Origin of the sequence: Vibrio sp. OPT41, from assembly GCF_015163595.1 — a bacterium.
GTDB lineage: Bacteria > Pseudomonadota > Gammaproteobacteria > Enterobacterales > Vibrionaceae > Vibrio > Vibrio alginolyticus.
Window position 1 is genome coordinate 114,752 of sequence record NZ_JADDYH010000010.1, and the last position, 26,354, is coordinate 141,105.

General features: G+C 42.7%; 20 protein-coding genes. 4 read left to right on the forward strand and 16 right to left on the reverse strand.

Annotated features, from left to right (window positions below):
• The first annotated feature begins 66 nt into the window (after nt 1–66).
• The gene (locus IQP38_RS02155; protein ID WP_005382945.1) at nt 67–1,410 is read left to right on the forward strand and encodes a sigma-54 interaction domain-containing protein; all 1,344 of its coding nucleotides are present in this window, start codon (nt 67–69) and stop codon (nt 1,408–1,410) included.
• Between the two features lie 182 nt (nt 1,411–1,592).
• On the opposite strand, the gene IQP38_RS02160 is transcribed toward IQP38_RS02155, so the two are convergent.
• The 13 genes from IQP38_RS02160 to ftnA form a co-directional block, all read right to left on the reverse strand.
• Complete coding sequence (locus IQP38_RS02160; protein WP_193837249.1) at nt 1,593–2,687, reverse strand: hypothetical protein; 1,095 nt, start codon at nt 2,685–2,687, stop codon at nt 1,593–1,595.
• 23 nt (nt 2,688–2,710) lie between these two features.
• On the reverse strand, nt 2,711–5,878 hold the full coding sequence (locus IQP38_RS02165; RefSeq protein WP_193837250.1) for a type I restriction endonuclease subunit R: 3,168 nt from the start codon (nt 5,876–5,878) through the stop codon (nt 2,711–2,713).
• 3 nt (nt 5,879–5,881) lie between these two features.
• Nucleotides 5,882–7,081 carry a restriction endonuclease subunit S gene (locus IQP38_RS02170; protein WP_193837251.1) on the reverse strand — a complete coding sequence of 400 codons (1,200 nt, stop codon included), beginning with the start codon at nt 7,079–7,081 and terminating at the stop codon, nt 5,882–5,884.
• Nucleotides 7,065–8,639 (reverse strand): type I restriction-modification system subunit M, encoded by a 1,575-nt coding sequence (locus IQP38_RS02175; protein ID WP_193837252.1) that lies wholly within the window; start codon nt 8,637–8,639, stop codon nt 7,065–7,067. The genes IQP38_RS02170 and IQP38_RS02175 overlap by 17 nt, the downstream gene beginning before the upstream one ends.
• Before the next feature lie 98 nt (nt 8,640–8,737).
• The gene (locus IQP38_RS02180) at nt 8,738–10,492 is read right to left on the reverse strand and encodes an N-6 DNA methylase (RefSeq protein WP_193837253.1); all 1,755 of its coding nucleotides are present in this window, start codon (nt 10,490–10,492) and stop codon (nt 8,738–8,740) included.
• A 17-nt stretch (nt 10,493–10,509) separates the two neighbouring features.
• Entirely contained in the window at nt 10,510–10,782 is a 273-nt protein-coding gene (locus IQP38_RS02185; protein ID WP_078558436.1) for a hypothetical protein, read from the reverse strand.
• An 86-nt stretch (nt 10,783–10,868) separates the two neighbouring features.
• On the reverse strand, nt 10,869–12,422 hold the full coding sequence (locus IQP38_RS02190; RefSeq protein WP_228009960.1) for a TnsD family Tn7-like transposition protein: 1,554 nt from the start codon (nt 12,420–12,422) through the stop codon (nt 10,869–10,871).
• A 26-nt stretch (nt 12,423–12,448) separates the two neighbouring features.
• The gene (locus IQP38_RS02195; protein WP_193837255.1) at nt 12,449–13,885 is read right to left on the reverse strand and encodes an AAA family ATPase; all 1,437 of its coding nucleotides are present in this window, start codon (nt 13,883–13,885) and stop codon (nt 12,449–12,451) included.
• Nucleotides 13,882–16,017: a DDE-type integrase/transposase/recombinase gene (locus IQP38_RS02200; RefSeq protein WP_193837256.1), complete on the reverse strand. Its 2,136-nt coding sequence runs from the start codon at nt 16,015–16,017 to the stop codon at nt 13,882–13,884. The genes IQP38_RS02195 and IQP38_RS02200 overlap by 4 nt, the downstream gene beginning before the upstream one ends.
• The gene (locus IQP38_RS02205; protein WP_193837257.1) at nt 16,004–16,831 is read right to left on the reverse strand and encodes a TnsA endonuclease N-terminal domain-containing protein; all 828 of its coding nucleotides are present in this window, start codon (nt 16,829–16,831) and stop codon (nt 16,004–16,006) included. Before IQP38_RS02205 ends, IQP38_RS02200 begins: the two co-directional genes overlap by 14 nt.
• Nucleotides 16,832–16,961: 130 nt before the next feature.
• Entirely contained in the window at nt 16,962–18,155 is a 1,194-nt protein-coding gene (locus IQP38_RS02210) for an NAD(P)/FAD-dependent oxidoreductase (RefSeq protein WP_005382944.1), read from the reverse strand.
• A gap of 177 nt (nt 18,156–18,332) precedes the next feature.
• Nucleotides 18,333–18,656 (reverse strand): universal stress protein UspB, encoded by a 324-nt coding sequence (gene uspB, locus IQP38_RS02215; protein ID WP_005379169.1) that lies wholly within the window; start codon nt 18,654–18,656, stop codon nt 18,333–18,335.
• A gap of 91 nt (nt 18,657–18,747) precedes the next feature.
• A complete protein-coding gene (gene ftnA / locus IQP38_RS02220; protein WP_005379167.1) occupies nt 18,748–19,275 on the reverse strand; it encodes a non-heme ferritin in 528 nt (175 codons plus the stop codon).
• A gap of 282 nt (nt 19,276–19,557) precedes the next feature.
• Here ftnA and uspA point away from each other — a divergent pair, with 282 nt between their 5' ends.
• Nucleotides 19,558–19,983, forward strand: coding sequence for a universal stress protein UspA (uspA, locus tag IQP38_RS02225; RefSeq protein WP_005379165.1), 426 nt, complete (start codon nt 19,558–19,560; stop codon nt 19,981–19,983).
• Between the two features lie 64 nt (nt 19,984–20,047).
• Nucleotides 20,048–20,926, forward strand: coding sequence for a carboxylate/amino acid/amine transporter (locus IQP38_RS02230; RefSeq protein WP_017821112.1), 879 nt, complete (start codon nt 20,048–20,050; stop codon nt 20,924–20,926).
• A gap of 71 nt (nt 20,927–20,997) precedes the next feature.
• On the opposite strand, the gene IQP38_RS02235 is transcribed toward IQP38_RS02230, so the two are convergent.
• The 3 genes from IQP38_RS02235 to IQP38_RS02245 form a co-directional block, all read right to left on the reverse strand.
• Nucleotides 20,998–21,570, reverse strand: coding sequence for a hypothetical protein (locus IQP38_RS02235; RefSeq protein WP_064376901.1), 573 nt, complete (start codon nt 21,568–21,570; stop codon nt 20,998–21,000).
• A gap of 186 nt (nt 21,571–21,756) precedes the next feature.
• A complete protein-coding gene (locus IQP38_RS02240) occupies nt 21,757–22,536 on the reverse strand; it encodes a class I SAM-dependent methyltransferase (protein WP_005382933.1) in 780 nt (259 codons plus the stop codon).
• 89 nt (nt 22,537–22,625) lie between these two features.
• Nucleotides 22,626–25,751 carry an EAL domain-containing protein gene (locus tag IQP38_RS02245; RefSeq protein WP_193837258.1) on the reverse strand — a complete coding sequence of 1,042 codons (3,126 nt, stop codon included), beginning with the start codon at nt 25,749–25,751 and terminating at the stop codon, nt 22,626–22,628.
• 113 nt (nt 25,752–25,864) lie between these two features.
• Here IQP38_RS02245 and asnC point away from each other — a divergent pair, with 113 nt between their 5' ends.
• Nucleotides 25,865–26,329 (forward strand): transcriptional regulator AsnC, encoded by a 465-nt coding sequence (gene asnC, locus IQP38_RS02250; protein ID WP_005389595.1) that lies wholly within the window; start codon nt 25,865–25,867, stop codon nt 26,327–26,329.
• Nucleotides 26,330–26,354 lie beyond the last annotated feature (25 nt).

The following is a 26,354-nucleotide window of genomic DNA, read 5'->3' on the forward strand; positions in this document are numbered from 1 at the left end:
ATTTTGTCTTGTGAAGTGAGAATAATCCACGTACATTGTTTCTGTCATAGTAAAGAGGACATTTCTATGTCGATGCCAAGCCTGTTTCTAAGAATACAAGATCCATCACTTAAAAATGCCATCGCTTCTTGCCAGGAACTGAACAAATTTCGTCTGCATGACATCGATGCCGCAGACCAATGGATTGAAGATTTCCTACAACTCAAACCGGAAGTTGCGATTGTTGAAGTCGCCCACTTTACTAGTGCAGATTATCAACGTCTTTCTAATATCGAAGACATCTACGATATGGACTTGATCATCATTAGCTCAGGCGCTCCAAACGAGAACTTGGATAAGCTGATGAACTTGGGTGCTATTTTTCACTACAGAAAGCCCGTTGATATTGCCATTCTGACGGACACCCTGAGCGAAGTCAGCCAGTACTATCAACACAAACAAGATCAAGGGCGTAAAGTGTCCACCAGCGATCTTGACCAATTTGGTCTTTTGGTCGGCTCTTCCTCTCCGATGCATCAGCTCTATCGTATGATCAGGCGCGTTGCTAAAACAGAAGCCAACGTCCTTATTGTCGGTGAGAGTGGATCAGGCAAAGAACTGGTGGCGCAGACCATCCACTTAGCGAGTGAGCGTAAACAACAGCCCTTTATAGCGATTAACTGTGGTGCCATTAGCCCTGAATTGGTTGATAGTGAACTGTTTGGCCATGAGAAAGGCGCTTTTACCGGAGCAAATAAAACTCACCAAGGTGTATTTAAGCAGGCAGAGGGCGGCACGCTATTTTTAGATGAAATCACCGAGATGCCTATCGAGCATCAAGTGAAGCTATTGCGGGTGCTAGAAACCGGAGAGTATCGCCCAGTTGGCAGTAATACGGTTCATATCGCTAATACTCGCATCATTGCTGCTACAAACCGTGATCCTAAAATCGCCATTGAGGAGCAGTTCCTGCGTGAAGATCTGTTTTTCCGGTTATCGCATTTCCCATTAACGATACCGCCACTGCGAGAACGAGGCGGTGATATCGTCGGTCTGGCCAAGCACTTTATTGCACACCGCAACGCCAATGAGGCAAAAACCAAAACGATTCTTGACTCTGCGATCCAAAAAATCGCTGCACACGACTGGCCAGGTAATGTCCGTGAGCTCAAACACACGATCGAGCGTGCATTTATTTTGGCTGATGACACCATCCGAGATGAACACCTGATCTTCGACACACCACCATTGGAAACAGGCACCAGCATCGAAGACCTTGTTCCGGCGGGCGTTTCGCTAGAAGAGCTAGAAAAAGCCGCCATTCTCAATACCCTTGAAGAGAATCAAGGCAATAAAACGGAATCAGCGCAGGAGTTAGGCATTAGCGTGAAAACGCTCTATAACAAACTCGAAAAGTATCAAGACGAGTAACTCGCTATGGGAATACAAAAAGAGTACTGAATAAAACTCAGTGCTCTTTTTGTATCTTATCTTTTATGCAGTTAGGCTGCGTTTGGTGTTTGATTAATGTGCAGTGACAATAAAGTTTGCCCGTAAGAGCATTCTGAGACAATAAAGTTTGCCCACAAAAAATGTATGCTCTTGATAGCGGATCAGTCTTTGTTGCCCTTACTCAGATTATTAAACATTGAATCACCTATAATTATCGGACTCCAAAGATACTTACCTGTAGATTGAAGAATATTTTGTTGAAACCCCAACCTCTTCAGAGGAGTGGAAGTTTCAGCTAAATAGTCAGCATCTAAATGTTTAATATAATGAGATTTTTGTATCCTCTTTTTGCAAAAAAGGTCTGAACATGAATCGCAAGCCTTCTTTTTGGGAACTAATACTATCTCTGCCAACTGATTACGCGCTCCTCCCAACATTTTTACATAAGAACAATTATGATTGAGATAGTCAGCTAGCGGTTTAAAGTTTTGCAACAAAACCATTATCTGTCCGAGGAGTTTACAACCATGTTTGTACTCTCGGCTGTCAATAGGAGAACTAATTAATGTATGCGTCAAATTAATCATGTCTTTGACGTCAAGAGGTAGCCATTTACTTGAAAGAAGCTCTCCCATATGACGCGCTAAACATATTCCAAGCTCTTTTCCTACACAAGCGACTGTTTTAATAGGGTAAAGCAGATTTAATCTTTCGCTTTCAGTAAAATTTCGAATACCTACTCTGACTATTTCATCACTTGGAACATTCTTACCAGTTAAAAGCCTTTTAACCGCTTTTACTGTAGATTTATAGTCAGTCGTTGTTAAACAACTCAAAGGAGTGTTATGGAACTCACACTTTCCATCATATTCCCAGCTTTTTCTAAAATATGCATACCCTCTACCTCTAATCATACCTTTAATGCATAATGGGCAGAAAGTAATAGGTAGCCCCCCCTTGGACTTACCCTTCGTCCTATTTTCTTTGAAAAAAGTAGACTCTAACGAACGACAGTAAGCATGTGGTACATCAAAAAATTGATGATGAGTACCACTCAATAATGTACCTACATCTATAGCCTCTAGTAAGAAAAGATCATCGAACTTATAAAAAATGTGCGTATCTTGGTGCGCAAATGGCTCATTCCTCCAACGCCCATCAATACTTATTACACCTTTTGGGTCAAATTTATGCATATAAGCTAGTTGGTGACGAATAAGAAAGCTATGTAATGACTCGTCTAAAGGAGTGTTCAATTTGAGTATTCCTGTTAATTTACCTATGCCGCATTGCGCTTAAAGTTCTCAGCCTGCTCAAAAATCTCTTTATACACTTCATCACGATCAATCGGTGGGTAGCCCCACTCATCGAGCAAAATGATCAGGTCAAAGTGCAATTCAGCTTTGATATCGTCTCGCTTGTTCCAATCAGTGTATTTGGCTTTATCATCAATGACCTTCTTCACCTCTTTAGATAGGTCAATCAGCTTCTCTTCTGGGTAAGTAAAGTCGTACTTATGAGCCAATGAAATGAGAATGTCGTAAAAGGCTTTTTCTTCAAAATCTATCCCCATTTCACCAAACGAGGCCATCTCAGCACGTAGTTCATTGTAAAGGTTGATAATTTCTTCTGAGAAGTCATTAATTACTTCCGAGCGAAGTACATCCTTTTCGTCCCGCTCATTGTACTTTTCAACCAACATGTTCATTTTCTTACTGAAATCGACACCTTTCACTTTGTTGGTCTTTTTAAACTCGCCAATCGCTTTGGCAAGCATCTGCTGAAGCAGTTGAAGTTTAGTGTTTGGCTGTTTCACCATTTCTAACTTGGCAAGGTAATCATCATCAAAAATATCAATCTCGCCACCGTCTTTCTCACCCAGCTTAAAGATCTCTTCAACACCATCACTCAGCAATGCGTCTTTTACCAAATCACGCACCTTACGGTTCATTTGGTCAACATCTGGCGCACCACCCGTAGTGATCTTAAACACGATGGTTCGAACGGCTAGATAGTAATGAATCTTGTCCTTATGCTCTTTGGTCAGTTCACTACTTCCCACACAGATGTCATAGGCCGACTTAAGACGCTTAGTCAGATCCATAAACGTCTTTTCAAATTTCTTGGTTCGAAGTGCAAAATCAGCCGAGGCATTCAAGCAATGTAACTGCTCTAGTGGCGTACCATTGAAATAAGGCTTAGAGTCGAACTTATGGAACAGCCCATCCAACAGACTCAGGTGATCCTTAACAATAATGACCGACTGTTTGATATCTTCTAGGTTCTGATCTTGCCCTGCTGTGTATTGGGAAAGTGCAAGGTTCATCTGTTTTTTTATGCCGATGTAATCGACAACCAGACCATTCTCTTTACCTTCAAATTTACGGTTTACTCTCGAAATGGTTTGGATAAGATTATGCTTTTGCAAAGGCTTATCAATGTAGATGGTATCGAGGAACGGCACATCAAAGCCCGTTAACCACATATCTACCACAATAGCGATTTTGAAGTTCGATTTGCCATTTTTAAACTGACGATCCAGCTCTTTACGATACTCTTTGCTACCGAGCTTATTCCACAAAGCTTTATCATCATCTTTGTCACGAGTCATAATCATCTTAACCCGCTCCATCGGCTTAACTTTCTTCTTATCACTTTCAGATAAAGTTGCACCATCTTCACAGACTTTTACATCATCCCACTCAGGACGAAGCGCAATCAGTTCTTTGTAGAACTGATAAGCGATTTCACGGCTACTACAAACGAACATTGCTTTGCCTTTTTGAGTCGTGCCTTCTTCAACACGGTTCTCATAATGCTCAACAAAGTCTTTCGCTATGGCTTTGATACGATCTGGGTCGCCCAGTATGGTAGACATACTCGCCATAGCCGTTTTGCTTTTATCTATTTGATATTCGTTTGTTCCAGCTTCTTCACACTCTTTATAGTATTTTTCGACTTCATCGAGCTGGCGACCATCAAGCAGCACTTTTGCTGCTCGACCTTCATAAACAATACGAACGGTAATTTCATCATAAACCGATTCTGTCATCGTGTAGCTATCGACAACCGCACCAAATACATCCAGCGTTGCGTCAATAGGCGTACCAGTAAAGCCGACATAAGTAGCGTTTGGTAAAGAGTCGTGAAGGTACTTAGCAAAACCGTAAGTCTTTTTCACCCCGTCTTCAGTAACAGTAATTTTCTGTTCTAAATTGGTTTGGCTTCGGTGCGCTTCATCCGAGATACAAATGACGTTGGTTCGATCAGTCAGCAGTTCCAAATCTTCCGTAAATTTATGGATAGTTGTCAAGAATACACCACCACTTTTACGCCCTTTCAGGTGTTCTCGAAGTTCAGCACGGCTCTCTACACTAATGATGTTTTGATCACCCACATAACCTTTTGCATTAGTGAATTGACCTGAAAGCTGATCATCCAGATCAGTACGGTCAGTAATAAGAATAATGGTTGGGCTACCCAATTCGATATCTTTCATCAGTAGACGAGATAAGAACAACATTGTGTAACTCTTACCACAACCAGTCGCACCGAAATACGTACCACCTTTACCGTCACCACTCACCAACTTACCGTGCTCATCAAAGCACTTCATATGTTGTTTGATATTGGCAAAAAGCTTTGTTGCTGCATAATACTGAGGATAACGACAAACAATCTTTTCTTGTTTGCTTGAGGTATCAGGTAAGTAGATAAAATGACGTATCACATCGGTAAGTCGTTTCTTGTTAAACAAACCGCTGATCATCGTAAACAATGAGTCAATACCATCTTTGTCGAGCTTCTCTTTACCCGTAATTTTACGCCAAGAGTAAAAGAACTCGTATGGGGCAAAGTACGACCCCATTTTGCTGTTCACACCATCACTAATCACGCATAGAGCGTTGTATTTGAATAGTTCAGGAATATCTCGATCATAACGAGTAGTAAGCTGCTTATACGCATCATAGATAGTCGCGTCTTCACGAATAGCGCTCTTAAACTCAAACACCACCAATGGCAAACCATTGATGTACAGAATGCCATCAGGGATACGTTGCTCATAGCCTTGTATCTCCATTTGATTAACTATGCGATAGCAGTTGTTCTCAAGTTCAACGTAGTCGATAAGCTGAATGTATAAATCTTTCTGGTTTGCGTCTTCACGCTTGAGCAAAAAACCATCAGAAATAAACTTCATAATGGTTTTATTGGTATCGTACAGATCCGAAGCGGGAAGATACTCAAGCTTATGGATAATTTGCTCTATCTCATAGGCGGTAATACCTTCCTCTTGGTAACGTTTAGCTAGAAATTCACGAAGATCGAACTTAATCAGCACATCTTCAGGTGCTCGCTCAATTGCGTCGCCACGAGTATGTGGGTAGCCTTCTTTCCCTAGCAGTTCAATGATGGCTTGTTCCAGCCGTTCTTCTGTGAATTTCATTTATTACGCCTTTGATATCTTAGCTTGAAGAATGGGAGCAAGATCCTTTAAAAGAGCTAGTTCTTTTGGTAATACAAGCAATTGATTTAATAGTATATCTAGCTGACGGTTGACTTCTTCATAGACTCCATCAGGAGCAACTATTATGCTCAATGGGTTAAGAATTTTCATTGTAAGAAACTTTGTTGCAGTTCCAGAAGAGCTACCCTTGAAGCCTTCTAATTCATCTTTGATAGAAAAGTAAACTTGCAATAAAGATAAGTTTTTAACTTTCGGTGTAATTACATATGTTCTCTGATAAGCATCAAATTTACCTTCAAAATACTTTAGCGGATAAATTGCACTGGCATTGTTACCAGCAAGAAGAACTGCTTTTCCATCAAAAGAATATGTGTCAGTTTTGTACGTCTCAGAAGAGCAAGTAAAAAATGGATATTTCCCATTATCAACCGCAGCATTTGAATTTAATTTTCCTGTTTTAAATGTCAAATAACTCTCATAAGTTCCAACTTTCCAGCCCTTTGGAACATCACGCATTGTTTCCTCACACACCTGCATTTCACCACCTGAAGACTTGTAAGGCTTCCCTTCTAGTTCAGGCTTACCGATAGATTCTGCGTATTCTTTTGAGATCGGAAATTCAAAATCAACAAACCACTGTTTATAAATAGCTTTAGCGGTATCTTCTAGCTTTTGAGTAAGTTGTCCGTTGAGTGCAATACGGGCATTCACCACATTGTATTCACGCACTATTTCACGCTGCTTTTCGATGGACGGGACAGGTAATTCCATATCGCAGAAATCGTCCCACTCTAAGCTTCCTCGAACGCCTCCTACAGCTAGAAAACAAGCGTGTCTATCAAACTCAGAACGTGACATCCACATCATCAAATATTCAGGATCTAATGACTCTGTATTAACGACCTCAAACACTAGATATGCTTGAGAAATAATTGCTTCATCAAAATCTATTTGCAGGGCTACTGGGATTTTTTTATCTCGTCTTACCTGCATTAAGCTGCAAGCAAATTGCCCTTTTTTTATGATTTTATAGTTGGCCATATCTGTCCCGACAGTATTAGCCACTGAAGGGATAAACTCTTTAGAAATCGACAAACCTAACAGCGTCTTAACTTCCAACTTCCTATTTCGAACATCGACCAAACGGATGTAATCGCCAATTTTTTTATAGTTCGATGTCATAACCAAGCTCTTTAAATACAGATAAAAGTTCAATCTTTGATTTCTGTTCAGCTTTGAGTAAATCTCTCATCTCTGTTTGTATAGAACTCATTTTCTCTTCAAAATCAACATGTTCATCTTTATTCACAAACTCTATGTACTTACTTGGTACGAGCGAATAATCTTTAGCTTTGATCTCTTCTTTAGATGCAGAATAGCAATACTCAGCAACATTTTCATAACCTGAATCCTCGCATTGCCAGCGATGGAAGGTCGAAGCGATATGCTGAATATTTTCTTGCGAGAATTGGATAAACTTCTTCTCAAATGGAACACCAATTTCACGGAGATCCATAAATAACACTTCGTCTTTTCGGTCTCTATAATTTCGGGTATGGTCGGCTTGCTCAACTACACGCTTACTCTTATTTTTATTGATAATCCACAAAGTTACACTGATGTTAGTGGTGTAGAACATATTTTGAGGTAAAATAAGAATTGCCTCGACTAAACCATTTTCAACCAACTTTTTACGGATTTCTTTCTCTGTACCATCCCCTGATAAAGCACCATTTGCCAAAACAAATCCAGCCACACCATTGTCTTCTGACAATTTAGAAACCATATGCAAAATCCAACCATAGTTGGCATTACTGCTTGGTGGCGTTTCGTAACCGTCCCAACGATGATCATCGACTAGCTCATCGGAAGCTCGCCAATCTTTCTGGTTAAACGGCGGGTTTGCCATAATAAAATCAGCTTTTAGAGCTTCATGCTGATCGTTGGCAAAGGTATCTTTTGCAGCCGCACCAAGGTTGGCAGAGATACCACGAATCGCGAGATTCATTTTCGCTAGTTTGTAGGTTGCGCCTGTGTACTCTTGACCATACACAGAAACGTCTTTCTTGTTACCTTTGTGGTTCTCAATGAACTTCATTGACTGAACGAACATCCCACCCGAACCACAACAAGGGTCATAGATTTTACCTTTGTATGGCTCAATCAATTCTGCAATTAGGTTAACGATGCTCTTTGGTGTGTAAAACTCACCTTTACCCTTACCCTCTGCAATCGCAAATTTAGATAAGAAATATTCGTAGACACGACCCACCACATCTTCGTGCGGATTCGCTAAGGTATCGATGTTGTTAATCACATCGATCAGTGCAGATAGCTTGCTCACATCCAAACCAAGACGAGAGAAATAGTTATCAGGCAATGCGCCTTGTAATGCTTTGTTGGTTTTCTCGATGGTGCTTAAAGCAGTATCGATCTTTAAGGCAATATCTTCTTGTTTAGCGTTTTGCTGAACAAAGCTCCAACGGCTTTCCTCAGGTAGATAAAAGACATTCTCTTTAGTGTATGCTTGAACTAAATCAACATACTTTTCTTGCCCTGAATTAATCAATTCTTGCTTACGCTTCTCGAATGTATCACTGATGAATTTGAGGAAAATCAGGCTCAATACGATGTGTTTGTATTCTGACGATTCAACACTACCACGCAGCTTGTTTGCTGCATCCCAGAGTGTTTCTTCGAATGATTTTTCTTTCTTCTTTGCTGCTGGTTTCTTAGCCATTTATTGATGTCTTCTTTCGATTATATTCGCTGCTGATTGTTCAAGATCTTATCAGGTGAGGTAAACCTACCAATGAAACTTATAATATCTTGTTTAAGTTATGTTTTTTGCGCTATCCAACTCAAATTAATTTGTTCGATCTTTTTTTGCAGATCTACAATTTTTTTATGTGCTTCAAGCACTTTCAACCTCACTATTTCAAGCTCTGCCAGCTTCTCGGCTGAAAAAACAGGAATATCCATATTACTAAGGTCTTTTGCTGATAACATTTGAGCGGTTGTTCCTGTTACCAAGCTTGAAAGCTGCTGCTGACCAAACTCCGAAGTGAGATACTGATACAACGCAACACTTGATAGATTGTTCACATGTGGTTTTAGCCTAAGAATCGCAAACGCCTGACTCGCGATGACATTATCTTCAATATTGTCATCGATTAGTGCCACTCGTCCGACAGCGCCACGACATGAAACAAGAACGTCACCCGCTTGAATTTTCTGCTTTTCAGCTTTTACGACGTCTTTGGTGGAGACCTTGATTCGCTTACCAGCTCCCTCAAGCTGCCCTATCGTGTTTAAGCTTGTGAGATTGTGTTCAATATATTCAACATCCGCATCCGCATCGTGCTTCACTGCCTGCGGGCGAACGATTTCAACCAATTCAGACAACTTAGCGGTAGGGTACTGCTCAAGAAACTGCTTAAGCGCCATATCTTCGTTGGTCAGAACATAACGGCTAGGCGATAGGTTGTAATCCATCGCTTCAATTTCTGCAATCGAGCACACTTTGCTGAATTCACTGCTCTCAAGTGCGTTGTAAACAGACAGTATTTGCTCAGCATTCACTAGCTTATTACGTACTCGCGAATATTTATCAACAAAGTGGTCACTGCTTGCATCAATGAACAAAACCGAGTCATTGGTTTTATGTTTATCAAATATCACAATACTCAGGGGGATCGACGTTGATGCAAGCAGGTTGCTCGGTAATGCGATTACCGCTTTAAGCCAGTTCCTATTCACTACATCTTGTTTAAACAGCTTTTCCCCCGCAGCAGAACGATATAAAAAACCGTTAGTTACAAAGCCAACTACACAATCTGAAGCGTGAGCTAACATATGGCGAAGTTGATAAACATCTCCCATTAAAGATTTTTCAGGGAAGCGCCCCCAGATATCATGAATATCTAATTTCGCATAGTTTTTCCCAAGTGGTGGCATTGCAATTGAGCTTTGAAATTGCTTGAGGCCACCATCACCAATCAAAGTAGGAACAAAGATTGGGTCAGTGACAGTAACTCGAAAGTTTCTATCTAAAAGTACATTCTGCACTTCAGCATAAAACTCGTCTGAACGCAGCAGTGTTTCTCCTTCTGTGACACTTTGAGGTGGTAATTTATTAGCAAATTCATAACCTGCAATAAATGGGCAGTAAACAGACTCCACCTTCTCACCTAACAAACTCACTCCTAAATGAGTAAGTTCATCAGGAATAGTTAACTGCACAGAACTCTTTCCACTATCCTCTAAAAGCTTCGTAAGTGCTGTTGATAAGTCTTGATAGCAGATAACATTTGCACGAACTAAATCTTGAATGGAAGTTACTAATTGATGAATAACTTTATCGGATAAAGACCAGCTCTCTGCGTGATACTGAACTGATACACAGTCATCCATAACCTTTTGAAGTTGTTCTTGTACGCTACTACCAGCTACAAATAGTTGGTGTTCATCACTCAACTTTTTGCTTTCATTTAGCTTTACCCAAGCGCAACACGCAGCAAACTGCTCAGCAAAAGCAGAAGGCTCATTAGAACCTCGCAAAGCATCCAATAGTGACCAAATTTGTTTTTTCACAGATTATCTCCCTTGAATTAGTGGACAGTTTGAGATCGGTTGTAGCTATCTAAGGCGTAAGTCGTGATTTCAGTCTCACCTGACTCAACAAGGACCAGACCACCTCGGCTTCTCATCTTCTGCATTTGCTGAGAAATCTTGTTCAACTCATCCAGAGCTGCATCGATTCCTTTTCTATTGAGGTAAGTCTTATCGCCATCGTCTACGCCAAACATTTTTACGATTTCAAGCATCTGTGACTTGATTGCTCGCTGATTCATGCGCTGATGGATGTGTCTTGTTTTTGCCATAACCAACTCTCCCTTGCCGTTTCGATAAGAAAAATATACAACCAACAAGGAAAAGTGTCAACGAAATTAAAATAATTTTTTACTGATTATTTTAATTTATCACCACACAAAGATATGGTGAGGAGTGTTCTTGGCAGCTTTTTCTTTTTGGAAGTAAGCCAACCATGTCCACCAAGAGCACGATCAAGCTCAGTTCGAGATAGCTTGCGATCGGAGTTAGATAGTATTTGCGTCACTTTCTTTGAAAGCTCTTTATCTCGTTGTTCCCAATCCACTCTATCAACATGTTGGACTTCTTGCGGCGCAGGTAGACAACTGTCTAGCCAATATTTCTGATGGTTATATAACCAAAAAAATGCAGCCTCACAGTCAGTTTTAACGTTTTGTATTGTCGCCTGAGGTTGGGTAAGTAGGTATCTTGTGATTTGGGCTTTATATCGACGAGACATTGATTGGTGTTTACAAAGCTTGCGCCATTCGACCAGTCCTTCAGTTGTTGAGATGATGAGTTCAATACTTCCTGTCGATACTTGATGCTTTCTTGCTATCACTTGACGGTGAAAGCCTTTACGAGCCATATTTATAACATCTTGTTTGAGTGCTTCGGTGATCACTTTGGGGCGGAGGTTGACTGGAATCTGATGTTTTAAAGCAATCCCTTTTACATAACAGCGGCTTTTTCCTAATTGCCTGCTAACTTCAGCCATCGAGCAGCCTTTACGTAGCAAATCGCAACAACGATCTTCAACTAATGAATTGGTGTTATCCACTTTGGATACATGGCTAAACTTCTCATCATCTGCAATCTGCTCTAAATAAAAGTCCAGTATGAGTTGCTTAAAGGGTGGCTGGTTCATCGTTCCCGAAAGAGCTGCTGACCAATATGAAAAATCCTGTTCAGACTTCGGCTTGAGAGCGCTGTCACTTGGAAGTATCTGCTCCGACAATACGAACAATGCCTTACAAATCTGCTTACGCCTTACCTGTCCCACACTAGTAATAAAGCCTTTTTTCCTAAGCCTCTCAATACGCTTTTTATTCGAAAGTATGCGCTCGTTCTTGCGAATTTGATGTAAGTAACATCCACAGTAGTTCGCAAATTTGGCTGCCATAGGTGAACAATCAAGTGGTTGAATAGAAGCTATAGATGGCATATCAATGTGCGACCTTTCAGGCAATGCTACATGATTTAGCCAAACCCCATGTCGTGGGCAAGCATCAACACCTGTAATCTGATGCAAACAATGCCAGTATGACACGCCATATTTACTTACTTCTTCTTCAGCACATTTAGGGCAGTATTTGATGTGTAGACGCTCTCTTTCTCTAAAAGCGGAAATTTGACTCGCTCTAATTAAGCTGTTGGGTGGCACGTTTATGTCACCTATCACTTGTCTATACTTAGGGAGAAAATGGAAAAACAAAGGAGCAAGAGTTTGATTTGTCCATATATCATGAACTGACTGATTTAAGGTTTTACATACCAATCCAAGATTTGCATTTAGGTAAGGATGCACAGAAGCTCGACTGTCGCCAAAGATATCCTGGAGGTACTGCTCTGTCGTAAAGCCACAAATATTAAAGTGTCTACAAATTCGACTGTGAAAGGATTCATCTGGTAATGGTTGGGGTAGCCTCATTTCCACGCATCCTCAATAAAATCACTCTAACTACAGGCAAAATGCTGTAACGGGTCATCGAGCAACGCACCATTTCGTCTTAAATATTCAAACGGATTGTCACTCTTACCTGCACGTTGAAAAAGGTCGGTATCTTCTATTCGGTCATGAAGATCAACAATGCCTAAAATGTCGATTAACTGCTTAGCAAACTCAGGATGCTGTGGCTTGGTGATATCGCCCGTGCTATCAACTCGGGAGACGGGTGATACTGATGGGGACTGTGGTTGGTTCGGCGAGACTCGCGACTTTCCTCTCGGCAACGCCCTTACAGACTTTAGGCTTCTAACTTCTTCCGTTTTTGATGATAGCCCACACGCTAGAGCATAACCCATCTCTAATGTGGCGACGGTTATTGTTTCATCACACGTCCCAATGACTGCTCGTTGCGCTTCTCGATATGTGCGACATGCCATATCCATGTTGCCAACGGATAATTCATAGAGCTTATTGTTAAGCTCTTGAGTTAGCTCTGTATAATTATTCGTCCATTGATACTTCCACAGCTCTTCAACAAATGCTTCCCAAGCATCACTGTCATGCTTCAATACCTCCATAACCAAATAACCACCACTTTCAGCACGCCTCGCCGCTTTCAACGTCCTTGCTAATGTGTCATCAAATGGAGGGTTCGCACAAAAGAAAATTGGAACACCAAGTTTGTTCACTAGACTGTGCAAGAAGTTCAAAAGATTGTTCTCACCACCAGTTCGTTTGAAAACAAGCCTCTGCATTTCATCGATCACTAAGATTCCAAGAAAACTAGATTTAATGTTCTGCTCAATCTGTCGAACTAATGCACCTATCGTTCCTGCGGGTTTCGTTTTTTCTCTCCCTAACGATAAATCTAAAGATGCCAGTATCTCTTCACATAAATCCCGAACGCTAGAGTTGTTTGGACAATCAACTTTTATCCATACAACCTGCTTATCCAGCTCCATAAACTGGTTGTCATATGATTCATGTTCAATAACATTAGGAAAGTAGTTGAGTATCTGTTCAAGCATACTTGTTTTTCCCACTCCACTTTCTCCGATAAGAGTTAATCCATCGCCTCTTGGTTGGAAAAAGCCCGTTCTAGGCTCAATATCAGGGCATTCATCGACTGGATAATGAAGATATTGTGCGGTTGTTGGGCTAAAAGGATTCTTCGATGAATAACCATTTTTGATTGCCCGCTCAACTGCTCTAAAACATTCATAGTAATCATGTAATGGCTGACGCAGCTCTTTAATACGACTAAGATATTCCTCTCGAACAAGCGGATCTGGATGCTGACAAATATGCTCTGCATAATCAGGATAGTGACTAAATGCGATCATCAACTCTTCCCAGCCTTTCTTTGGGGGTAAGGCTTCAATTAACGGATTACCTTGATGCTCAGGCAGAATTGCATTTTGGTAGGCGGCTTTTTCGATTCTCATTCTTTATCCTCACTCGCTTGACGCTTTCTTCCTCTAGGCAACACATGGATTTGCCTTCTAGCAGTGATCGGGGGGTGGGGGTTACCGCTAATATCCTGACTATCTGACTCAGTGAGGATGTTGGTCGTAGCCTCTAGCTCGTCTCTGCGATTTTTACGAACATTCTTCGTCCTTTCTCCAAAAGACAGTTCTGAAGACTTGCTGCGCTGCTTTGCACTTTGAGCCATTTTTTTTCGCTGTTTGTGAGCGTCAATCGATGCAACATTAATTGGTGACTGCTCTTTTTTGGCGGCTAACCAGTCTTGCATAAAATCAGCTTCAATCATGGTTTTGTTTTCAAACATACGACTACGAGGAAGCAAAAGACACTTGGTAAAACCTTGGTTTCTATCTAACCGAACATAAATAAAGTTTGTCGTATTCTCATCAATTCGCGCATCTAATTGCCATCGACCTGAACTTCTCGCCACTGAGGCTAAATTCAGTTCTTCAACATCATCACAGGTGTAATACATACCATTGTAATGGATACCACTTCTGGTCATGCTTACAGTAGTTGGAGGTAACAAGCGTGCGATTACTTCATTACTGTCGGCAAGCGTTAAGTCATGCTTATGTTTAGCAAGGTGAATCTTCCAATAATTTAGGGGCGTTGGTGCCAAATCATTTTGAATCAGCAAAGGACTGGACAAAGCAAGCTCATCAAAAATCGAACGGTTGTGATCTAAGACCGCTTGTATCATTTGAGTAGTTACTTCTTTTAGTGTGTATATTGCGTCTTTTCGAGGATCTCTGCTCCCTCTGACAACATTACCACCACGAGTTGTTCCCATAAGGTCATGCAGCAACTCTTTATTCAAAATATCAAACCGCTTTTCAACAATACCTTTACCATCAGGACGGTAAGGTGGAGTGAATTTCAGCTGAGTCATTGGTGTTAAAGCCTGCTGAGGTTTTAAACCAATCATTTCTCCATTGTCACATACAAGACTTTGGGGGATATGAGCCACAGGCCATTCTGAGTCTTCAATCTCAATGCCAAATTGACGGCAATACTCAGATTTAGGTAAAAAGCAATTGGCTAATGCCTGTCGAGCCGCTCGCCAAGAAGCATGATACAGAGATACATGCAACCCAACTATCATGCGGCTAGATCTATCCACAACGACATAAATGGTAGGTCTGCCTAGAACATATTGCGCACCAAGCTCAGAAACAACATGAACATCAGCGACCGTGGCATCTATCTCAAATACTGAACCTATAGTAGAACTAACTTGAGTGACGCTTCCTAAAACACTTCTTTTATTCCGAAGGTAATCCGTTTCTGACGTTCTCGCCTGAATGATATGGTCTTTATCGAACAGCTTTTTAGACCAATAACTGAACTGCTTTAATGTTGGAATATAAGGCGCTCTACCACATGCCTCGGCTAACCTTATTTCATTCTCATAGCGCTCTCTGAGTAAATGCTGGTAGGTCTTACTCAGAGTCATCCCATTTTCTTTCAGAAAATATTTCTTTAGCGCCTTGCGAAAGTAATCTTTATCTAAATCCGTGACGATATACTTCGCAGCTCGATTTAAAGCGACAGTTCTTGGGCTTCTAGGTGCTCCCAAAGCCTTATCTTTGGCAAGTCGCTCTTTTCCAGCGCCACCGCTACGTGCGAATGCGGGTAACAATGCCATTTTGTCTTGGCCATTTTGCCAATACTGAGTAAGTAACCTTGCGATACTTTTTCTATCTGAACCTACTGTTTGTGCATATTGTGCCAAGTACGGCGCTCGCTTCTTAGTAGCATAGTCGAACAGAAACTCATGATTATTGACTATACCCTCAATCAGTCTGTAATTTTTATCTCTACGATCTCGCTGAGAGGTTGGTATCTCAGACTCGTCGATTAGCAGATGAGGGGCGGCATTATATTCAGACCTTTGAATTTTTCTTCTTTTCGACTGTTGGATGAAACTTTCAATAGAAATACCAACAGGGCGTATTGTTGTAGAGGTTTGGCTTAAAGGAAAAAGGATTACGCAATCTGCGGCATCTAATACTTCTAGAACTCGGTATAATCCGTCTTCTAAGATTTCAGACCTTTTAAACTGCCACACAGAGTTTCTAACGATCTCCATTGATGATACCTCTCTGGATCAAATGAACTCCATCAATCCTAATAATTCCCTCTTCAGCGATATCACAAGACAAATCTACATCTATAAGTTTGTTCGCTATAAGGTAACGTAGGAGCGTCAAAGACTCATCATGTGAGGTAATACCTGATGCTGTAAAAAGATCACAAACATCTTCTACAAAACGCTGACCAATACCTAAGGTCTGTAAAGCGACAGTAACCTGTTCATCAGAAAAGAACGTTGAGTCTTCACGAAATGGAGCGGTAGCCCAATCGATGTTTTTACTCTGAGTTCGGGTAAGTTCATTCCCTACAAAAAAACTAAATGGAACATTCAAAAGCTCCCAGCAAACTCTTTCTATATCTATTTTTTCAAGGACTCTTTGATGATGAGCTTCGTCTTCAGGCTTTACCGAGATAGCTTGGTAGCGAATACCATTTTCAGTGCTAATCGTCAGAAGAACGTCAGTTGTTATAACGATTGGTTCACCGCTGATTGGATGAGCGGGGTGTTCAACCCCGATGACTTTGGCAATCTTTTGGGTGTAATTAAGGGGGAGTAACGGGAATTGCTCTCGAATATCGATAACACTGTCTGAAAACTCACTTAGATAAAACAATTGGCTTTCTATCGAAGATAGGAGATGGTGAACTCGCTGGGTTTTCCGACCATAAATCTGAGAACGTATCCCCCTAGACTTAACATCTTGCACTCTAAGCCAAGGCTTGTAATCCTTGCCCTCACCTAATCCATACTTGCCTTTCAGCGCTCTCGAATAATCTTCAAAAGTCTCTAACTTTCTGCCACGTCCCATAGCTGATCCAATAAAGTTTTCTTCAATAAAAAATAGAACATGTAGCTCTTACGGGCAAACTTTATTGTCTCAAAATGCTCTTACGGGCAAACTTTAACGCTTACGGGCAAACTTTATTGTCTCTACACAATTAAACCCACTGCCCCGCAACAAAACCGCTCGACCAGCACCACTGAAAATTGTAGCCCCCTAGCCAACCAGTCACATCCATCACCTCACCAATAAAATAAAGCCCTTTAATGTCTTTGCATTCCATGGTTTTCGAGGATAAGTGATCAGTATCGACACCGCCGAGTGTCACTTCCGCAGTTCGGTAGCCTTCAGTGCCATTCGGGGCGATATCCCAATGCTCTAGGCGCTCCACAATCGCCGCAAGCTCCTTTTGATTGAACTGTTTTAGCGGTTTATCGACTAGCTCTTTACGTTCAATTAAGACTTCAACCAGACGCTTAGGCAGCACTTTGGCAAGCGTATTCTTGAGTGACTGATTTGGATGCTTCTCACGACTGCGTTCTAATAACTCAGCAACATCATCGTTTGGCACAAGATTGATCAACACCTTTTGTCCGGCCCGCCAGAATGAAGAAATCTGTAACACTGCTGGACCAGATAACCCACGATGTGTGAACAACAGGGCTTCTTTGAACATGGTGCCATCTTCAGCCGTAATTTCCGCAGGTACCGCGATACCAGATAACTCAGCAAAGTCTTCTTTGTCTTCTTTATGCAGAGTAAATGGTACAAGACCTGCCGTGGTTGGGATAACTCGAAGACCAAATTGTTCCGCGACTTTATAACCAAATGGTGTCGCTCCCAGTTTTGGCATCGACAAGCCACCTGTTGCGATAACTAAAGACTCACATTCGACAATCTCAGTACCAGCATGCAAACGAAAGCCTTCATCAATTTTTTCAATCGAATGAACATCGCATTGGTAACGCTGCTCGATGTTCGGCATGTCACACTCAGCTAACAACATCTTCACGATATCTTTGGCCGTAAATGCATCGACACAAAACAACTGGCCGTGATCACGCTCTTCGAACTCAATGCCATGTTTACACACCATCGAGATGAAATCCCAGTTAGTGTATTGGGAGAGCGCCGACTTAACAAAGTGCGGGTTTTGACACAAATAGTGATTAGCTGAAACGTCGTAGTTAGTGAAGTTACAACGACCACCGCCCGAGATAAGGATTTTACGTCCTGGCTTTTTAGCATGATCGAGCACCAAAACACGGCGGCCTCGCTTGCCTGCTTCTGCAGCACACATTAAACCTGCTGCGCCTGCGCCAATTACAACAACATCAAATTTCTTACTCATCGGTAGCTCTTAGACTGATTGGTATCGAATCAAAATAAAAAAGGATGTGCACATTGCACATCCTTGCTTTCTAGGCGCGACATTCTACCGACAAATACCGAAAGGGAAAAGCGCTTAAACTCTAAGCGCTCTGTATGTCCGCATCTCAGACAGAACAACTATCTAGATTATTGACTCTTAGAGAATGAAGGCTGCAAGTAGCGTCACTCCGAGCAACGCGGTCGATAGAACAAACAATTCACGCACTCTTTCACACTTACCAGTAAAAATTTCATCGTGGTGATGATGATATTCTTTACTTTTAATGTAGTGATACAACCTCACCTGCTTGGTGACATTTCCATGAGTGGTAAAAAAACCATTACCATCAACTTGCTGATATAACAGCGGATGCGCTTCACGCATGATATAAATTAGAGAACGAAGAGCGGTGAGATACCGGACCATATTAACTCCAGTTACCACCATTAGCGCAAATAAGATTGTGTCTCCACTGATCATCTTTTCCTCCCTACATCTTCAACAATGCTCAAGAGAAAAAGACGATCAACACTTCGTCTTTACCCGCTACTTACAACGTCCCAAAACGCGTTTACGCAGCTGGAGCATCCATGATTGAAGATGAACCTTCTTTCGCCATTTGTGCTAGATCTTTGTCAATGAAGAACAACGCTTTACCGTCTTCACCTACCAGTTCGATCTTATCTAAAATCCCTTTAAACAACTTCTCTTCTTCGTGCTGTTCTGACACGTACCACTGTAGGAAGTTAAACGTTGAGTAGTCTTGGCTAGTAAATGCAACGTGCGCCAGTTTGTTGATTTTTTCCGTGATCATTTGCTCATGTTCAAATGTCTCGCGGAAAACGTCACCTAGGCTCGCAAAGTCATGCTTTGGCGCATCAATAGCGCCTAAGATTGGCATTGAGCCAGTTTCACTCACGTAAGTGAATAGGCGTTGCATGTGCTCCATTTCTTCTACGGCGTGAGCGCGTAAAAATTCAGCCGCACCTTCAAAACCTTTGTCTTCACACCAAGCACTCATTTGTAAGTATAGATTGGATGAGAAAAATTCTAGGTTAATTTGCTCATTCAATTGTTCGACCATAGTTTGAGACAGCATGTTAACTCCTATTATTGTGCATGCAATATACCCAAGTAACCTCGAAATAAATGACGCTGCGAGAATAGCTTGGTCTGGCAGACACGGCGAAGTTTCACTTCAACTCTAGTCAGTAACACTACGCTTATTTCAGCATATCAAAGTCACTTGGGTATAACGCCACTATAACATGATTACTGAGACAAGACTTTGTACCTACGGCACCGATATGAGATCACTTCAGCAAATTTTTTTTGGGGTTGGTGCTAATCTAAAACTATGACCTTACAAGGAGATAGCAATATGAGTTACAAACACATACTTGTGGCAGTCGACCTTTCAGACGACAGTAAAGTGTTGATTAAGAAAGCCGTATCACTGGCTAAACCTCTGGATGCGAAAGTCTCTTTTATTCACATCGACGTGAACTACGCAGAACTCTACACCGGGCTTATCGATATCAATATGGCAGAAGCGCAACATCAAGCAATGGAAGCATCGCGCACACAATTGGCAAACTTCGCTGAATATGCGCAATACCCAATTGCCCATACTTTAGTCGGTAGTGGCGATTTGAGTAATGAGCTGTGCGATACCATTCAAGATTACAGTATTGATTTGGTGGTTTGTGGTCATCACCAAGATTTCTGGAGCAAGATTCTATCTTCGACTCGACAGCTGATTAACTGCTCACCAGTCGATATGCTGGTCGTACCGCTAAAAGACTGATTGGCGCAGCGATAAAACTTGGTTAGACTGCGGGCACATTTGTTGTTGATAAAGATTCTCATCCATGGCTTATCTATCCGCAGTTACCCTACTTTGGGCATTCTCATTTAGCCTGATCGGCGTTTACCTCGCCGGTCAGGTTGATTCTTGGTTCTCGGTGTTCATGCGCGTGGCACTGGCGAGCCTGGTTTTCATTCCCTTTTTGAAATTCCGTGGCGTTAGCAAATCCCTGATCGCGAAACTGATGACCGTCGGTGGCTTCCAGCTCGGTTTGATGTATTGCTTCTACTACCAATCTTTTTTGCTCCTTTCCGTGCCAGAAGTATTGCTGTTCACAGTATTCACACCCATTTACGTCACGCTAATCTATGACTTCTTGAAAGGTCGCTTTTCACCTTGGTACTTAGTTACCGCAGCAATAGCCGTATTTGGTGCCGCCTGGATTAAATTTGCAGGCATTAATGAAGATTTCCTACTGGGCTTTTTGGTCGTACAAGGAGCAAACCTCTGCTTTGCCATCGGTCAGGTGGGCTACAAATATATCATGGAGAGTGAACCCGTCGATTTGCCACAACACACCGTGTTTGGCTACTTCTACTTAGGTGCACTTTGTGTAGCAACCGTGGCTTTCGCGCTCATGGGTAACCTCGACAAACTACCTACCACTGCAACACAATGGGGCATTCTGACATACCTTGGGTTGATTGCTTCTGGTTTTGGTTACTTTGCTTGGAACAAAGGCGCGACTATGGTGAACGCAGGGGCACTGGCAGTAATGAACAATGCATTGGTTCCGGCGGGCTTGATTGTAAACATTGTGATTTGGAACCGCGATGTTGATGTCATGCGACTCGCCATTGGCGGTGCGATCATCATGCTATCCCTATGGATTAACGAAACCTGGGTGAAAAAGCGCGTAGAGATGAGTTACGCCAATAAGTAACGCAGCTAATCCTATAAACATTTCGACAATAAAAAACGCTCTCCGACTGGAGAGCGTTTTTTTTAATTCAATTAATGCACTTTGGCTTGCGAGCTTGCGCCCATCAACGCATTAGGCGGCGCTGGTAACAACACTTCCAACTTCGCATTGCGGGCTTCCAGTTTGCGTTGACGCTTGAGCAACTTCTGCTGCTTTTTTGCCACTTTTAGCAGCTTTTTCTGCTGTTTGTAGTGTTTTTTCAGTGCCTTTTTCGCTTTCTTGAGCGATTTTTTATCAGCTAAATCAAACCATACTGGTGCGTCGGCTCTTACTGGCTCCGGAGATTTTTCGGCTTGTTTTTTCTCTTTCACACGCTCAACAACACGCTTCACAATCGCGGCTTTTTCGTTGCTTTGTTTAGTGGTCACTGGAATCGCTTGTGATGGCAGAGCTTCAACCAATAAGCCACATGCTTGTTGCTCACTCAATGGCTTGTCTTGGCATTTTTGTGGAGGAATTGCGGCTGGCTTACAAAGGGTATCTTTGGCCGATGAAGAGCGTGCGCAAGAACGACAAACGAATTTTGGTGCGACAACTAAACGATGGATATCACCAAGTTCTGCCGCGATCTGTTTGCGACTCATTTTACATAAACGTTTAGCCATTCTACTACTCCAGCTTCCCAGTTATCGACCGCATCACAACAAGTGAAATAATAATAATTCTTAGTTAGATATACAGTCAGAGAAGGGAATTAGCAAGAGAAAACTATCAATAGAGACGAGGAAAGAGAGGCTGAGTCACAGCACGACACACCGCACTGTGACAAGAAAAGTTGAGCCGTCAGGAAGTTATGCCATCGATGCTTTAACGTAGACATCGAAGCGATTTTTTTTCGTTTCAATCGCCATGGTCGGTTTTTTCTCGTTCAGCCAGTTAGCATAGTCTGGGCGTTTAACTACTACACGCTTTGTGGCTAACGCCATGGCTGGTTCTAGTAGGCCATCGGCGTCCAAATCAGCGCCAACCAACGATTGGAAAACGCGCATTTCTTTTTTCACGAGCGCCGACTTCTTTTTATTTTCTGGGTGCGGATACATCGGGTCAAGATACACCACATCTGGCTGGACAAAGTCTTTATCTTGCGCCAATTGTTCCAGCGCATCATGGCTAGAAGCATGGATAAGCGACATGCGCTCAGATACCCAGGTGCCGATTTCTGGGTCTTGTTTCGCTCGATCCAAGCCATCATCTAACAAAGCCGCTACGACTGGATGACGCTCGACCATCTGCACTTTACAACCTAGCGAGGCGAGCACAAACGCATCACGACCAAGACCTGCCGTGCCGTCTAACACGGTTGGCGTTGCCCCTTTGTTCAACCCCGCCGCTTTCGCAATTGCCTGACCTTTACCACCACCGAACTTGCGACGATGACCGACCGCACCACCAATCAAATCCACAAAGATTGCACCCAGCTTTGGTTCATCCACTTTACGTAGCTCCAAACGCTCGGTGGTTAGCACCAAAGCAAAATCGCTATCGTCAGTATGAGAAAGCCGCCAACGCGCAGCGAGTTCATCAAGATGAGATTGTTGAGACGGGTTTTCACAGATCAATTGCAGTTGCAAAAGGAGGCTCCAATAAAAATCGAGGTAACTGGCGCTGAGTGTATACCTAAGTTACCTATTAATGCTAGGTTGAGCTTGCTACGCAGGGGTTATACAGCCGTCAGTTGCTCCACTAGCTCAGAAAGCGGCTTAGGATGGCCAATACCGTAGCCTTGGCCGTAGTCCACACCGAGGTCTATCAAATGCTGCATGACCTGGTCATTTTCGACAAACTCCGCCACCGTCACTTTGCCTAGTTGCTTCGCCAGGTCATTGATTGAACGAACCATCACGCGGTCCATTTCATTTACGTTGATATCTTGCACGAAAAGACCATCAATTTTCACGATATCGACAGGAAGTTTCTTTAAGTAACCAAATGAAGACAATCCAGATCCGAAATCATCCAATGCAATCATGCAACCCAAAGCCTTTAGCTTGGTAAACAACTCAATGGCTTGATCCAGATTGCTCATCGCCGCTGTCTCGGTGATTTCTAAGCAGATTTTTTCACACGGCAGAGTCGAACTTTCCAATCGCTCCAATAAGAAGTCAATAAACTCTTGATTCCCCATAGATTGACCTGAAAGGTTTATCGAACAGCGACCAAGCTGTTCAACCACCTCAGGACGCTGTTCAAACCACTCTAGTGTTTGAGTAATAACCTGCTTATCAATCCAATGGGCAATGTTGTAGCGCTCGGAAGCAGGGATAAACAGCGCAGGAGAAACATAATCACCGTACCCACTGCGAATACGCACCAAAATCTCAAAATACATTTGAGTCTCGTGCTTTTGTAAGCTTTTTATCGGTTGAGCAAACAGTTCTAAACGTTGATTCGACAATGCCTCATGCACCAAATTGACGCTCTGCATTTCCATCTGACGACGCTGCAACTCTTCGTTATCTAAGCTGAATAGATTATAGCGGTTACGGCCTTGCTCTTTAGCGGCGTGACAAGCAGAGTCTGCTTGAGCGTGCACCATTTGTGGCGTATCAGCGGTATGATCGATGATACGGATACCAATTGAGCAACTGATGAACAGGCGTGTGTCTTCCCAAATAAAGAGGTGTTCGCTTAGTGTCGAGATGATCAGTTTGGCAATATTGATGGCGCCATATTCGTCACAGTCTTTGAGTAACACCGCAAACTCATCGCCTCCCATTCGAGCCAAGATGGAATTGTACGGCAGAACGCCTTCCAGCATACTTGCGCAGAATTGAATCGCCGCATCACCTGCATCATGCCCAACCGTATCATTGAGGACTTTTAGTTGATCTAAGTCGAGGTACAACATGGCGTGGACTCGACGATGGCTGTCCACTTCGCACAGTGCGGTCTTAAGCTCTAGTTCAAAATGGTTTCTGTTGTAAGTCCCCGTCAGTAAGTCATAGCGAGCTTGGTATTCCAATTTCTCGGAGAGCAGTTTGGTTTCGGTAATATCTTCGCCCACAATCAGCAGTTGCTCAGATTCACTCAGCGGACGAATATTCTCGCGCACCCAAACACGATGACCATTTGCATGACGATACTCGACTTCACGTCGCCAAACACCATGCACTTGCTGGTTGGGTTGCAATAACACTTGGCGAGGGAACAGCACTTTGTCATCAAAATAGAACTCCCTCAGGCGATGTCCGAGCATGTCCATCGGTTTGTAGCCAAGAAGTAGTTGAGCAAATCGATTCACTTCTTGAATTCGGTTATTACTATCAAGCGTCACCATCATCACGGGCTGCTGCTCATAATAGTTGCGTAGGGTTGACTCACGTTGGTAGAGCTTGTCCTCCATCAATTTACGACTGGTAATATCGCGCGCTTCAAACAAGTATTGCTTATGATTCCCTACTTGCTGAGAAAAAGGCTTGAGCGAAACTTCTAATACCAAGGCGCCGTGTTCTTTACTCCAAATTTCAGCTTCAAACGTCGACACTTGATGGTGAGGCGCATGGAAATACTCCTCTAGCAGCGCTTGGGCTTTCTCACTCCAGTTGGGATGAAACCAAAGTGGTCGGTCTAAACGCAGTCCTTGGTGATAAAGTAAGGATTGAAGGTGATCGTTGCCCGATTTAAGCACACCGTTGGCATCCAAAATGCCCATATACTGCATGCTCTGATCGAAAATCGATTCTAGAATAGCCTGGCTTTCTCGCGCAGCGCTCTCACTGCGACGCATCCGCTGTAAATAATAACCCATCAGCAAAATGACCACCGACATCACCACAAACAGACTACCAAACAGGCGAATTTCCTTGGCAAAACGTTCAGAAAGCTTCATTGGCTTATTAAAAAATACCGCAGAAACCTCTTGTTCAGCCCCCAATCCCCAACGCGCTACCGCTTGGTAATCGAGCTTTATTTCAGAATCACTTTTTTTCACGGCAGGCAGAGGCTGATCAGGGTTATCCAAAACGAATTCAAGCATCTCTGCACTCTCAATACCATGCCGATAACCACTTTGAATAACCCCTCCAACTGCGCCATGACCCAAACCAATGTCATGCACCATAAACAGCGGCGCGTTTGAGACTTTGTTGACACCAACCCAGTCACGCTCGCTGCCAACCATACCTTGTTTATCTCGGTAATAGGTCCAGAACAAGACGACTTTATCGGAACTCAGTTTTGCGACTTGTTGTTTTAGATCGATGATGCTGTCTGGGACAAGTTGTACGATTTTGTCTCGATATTGCGGGAACTTGAGGACAAAATTGTCGATTTGATAACGCAACACCTCACCGGTCACCGAGTGGTCACTGACGATGAGAACTTGTGTGTAGTTCGGATGTAAGCGCTCAATAAGAGCGAGATTCGCTTCCAAATCGACATCTTCCATGACTCCGGTTGCATTCAGAGAACGATGTAAAGAAGGATGGTAGTTATTAATGCCGTTAAATATAACTGGGGTGTCTTTGATGATTGGGGCTAAACGCTGCATGAGTTCAAGTGCATTGTTATCGCTCACTAAAATGGCATCGAATCGCTCTTTGCGTAATTTCGTAAAATACAAGGATTTTAGTTGCGCAAAAAACTGCTCACTCTGGTTACGTTTCGAGTCTAGATAGAGCACACGCATGTCCAGCGCTCGATCGCCCAGCTGTTGCTCGATGCCTCGCTGTATGGAGTCCGTCCAGAAAAAACCCTGATGATAGGAGTGCACGACCAACACCTTCGGATCTGAGGCCGTAGCAAACGCGCTCCAACATAGCGCGGCAATAACCAGAAAACGCTGCACATTATCTCCATAGCTCGGAGTTAACCCGCAGTTACTCCTGCCAAACCTTGTGAATCCTATCCGCTATGAGTATAAAAGGGAGGTAAAACTCTATCCCTAACGGAAATCATAGTATGAATGCGAGCCTGCCGAAACTCGACGACCTTGACCGCGCAATATTAAAAACACTGATGGCTGACGCCAGAACGCCCTACGCAGAAATGGCAAAGCAGTTCGATGTCAGCCCTGCCACTATCCATGTGCGTATCGAGAAGATGAAGTCGGCTGACATCATCGAAGGAACGGAGGTGATCATCAATACCAAAAAGCTTGGCTACGATGTGTGCTGCTTTATTGGTATTAACCTCAATGCAGCTCGTGATTACCACTCCGCGTTAGAAAAACTCAACGCGCTCGACGAAGTCGTTGAAGCTTACTACACCACGGGCGCGTATAACATATTCGTCAAATTGATGTGCAAATCGATTGAAGAGCTGCAATTTGTACTGATCGACAAGCTGCAAGCCATTGATGAGGTTCAGTCCACGGAGACATTGATATCGTTGCAGAACCCGATCAACCGCAACGTAAATCCGTAAAATTTTTTATAAAAAATGTACAAAA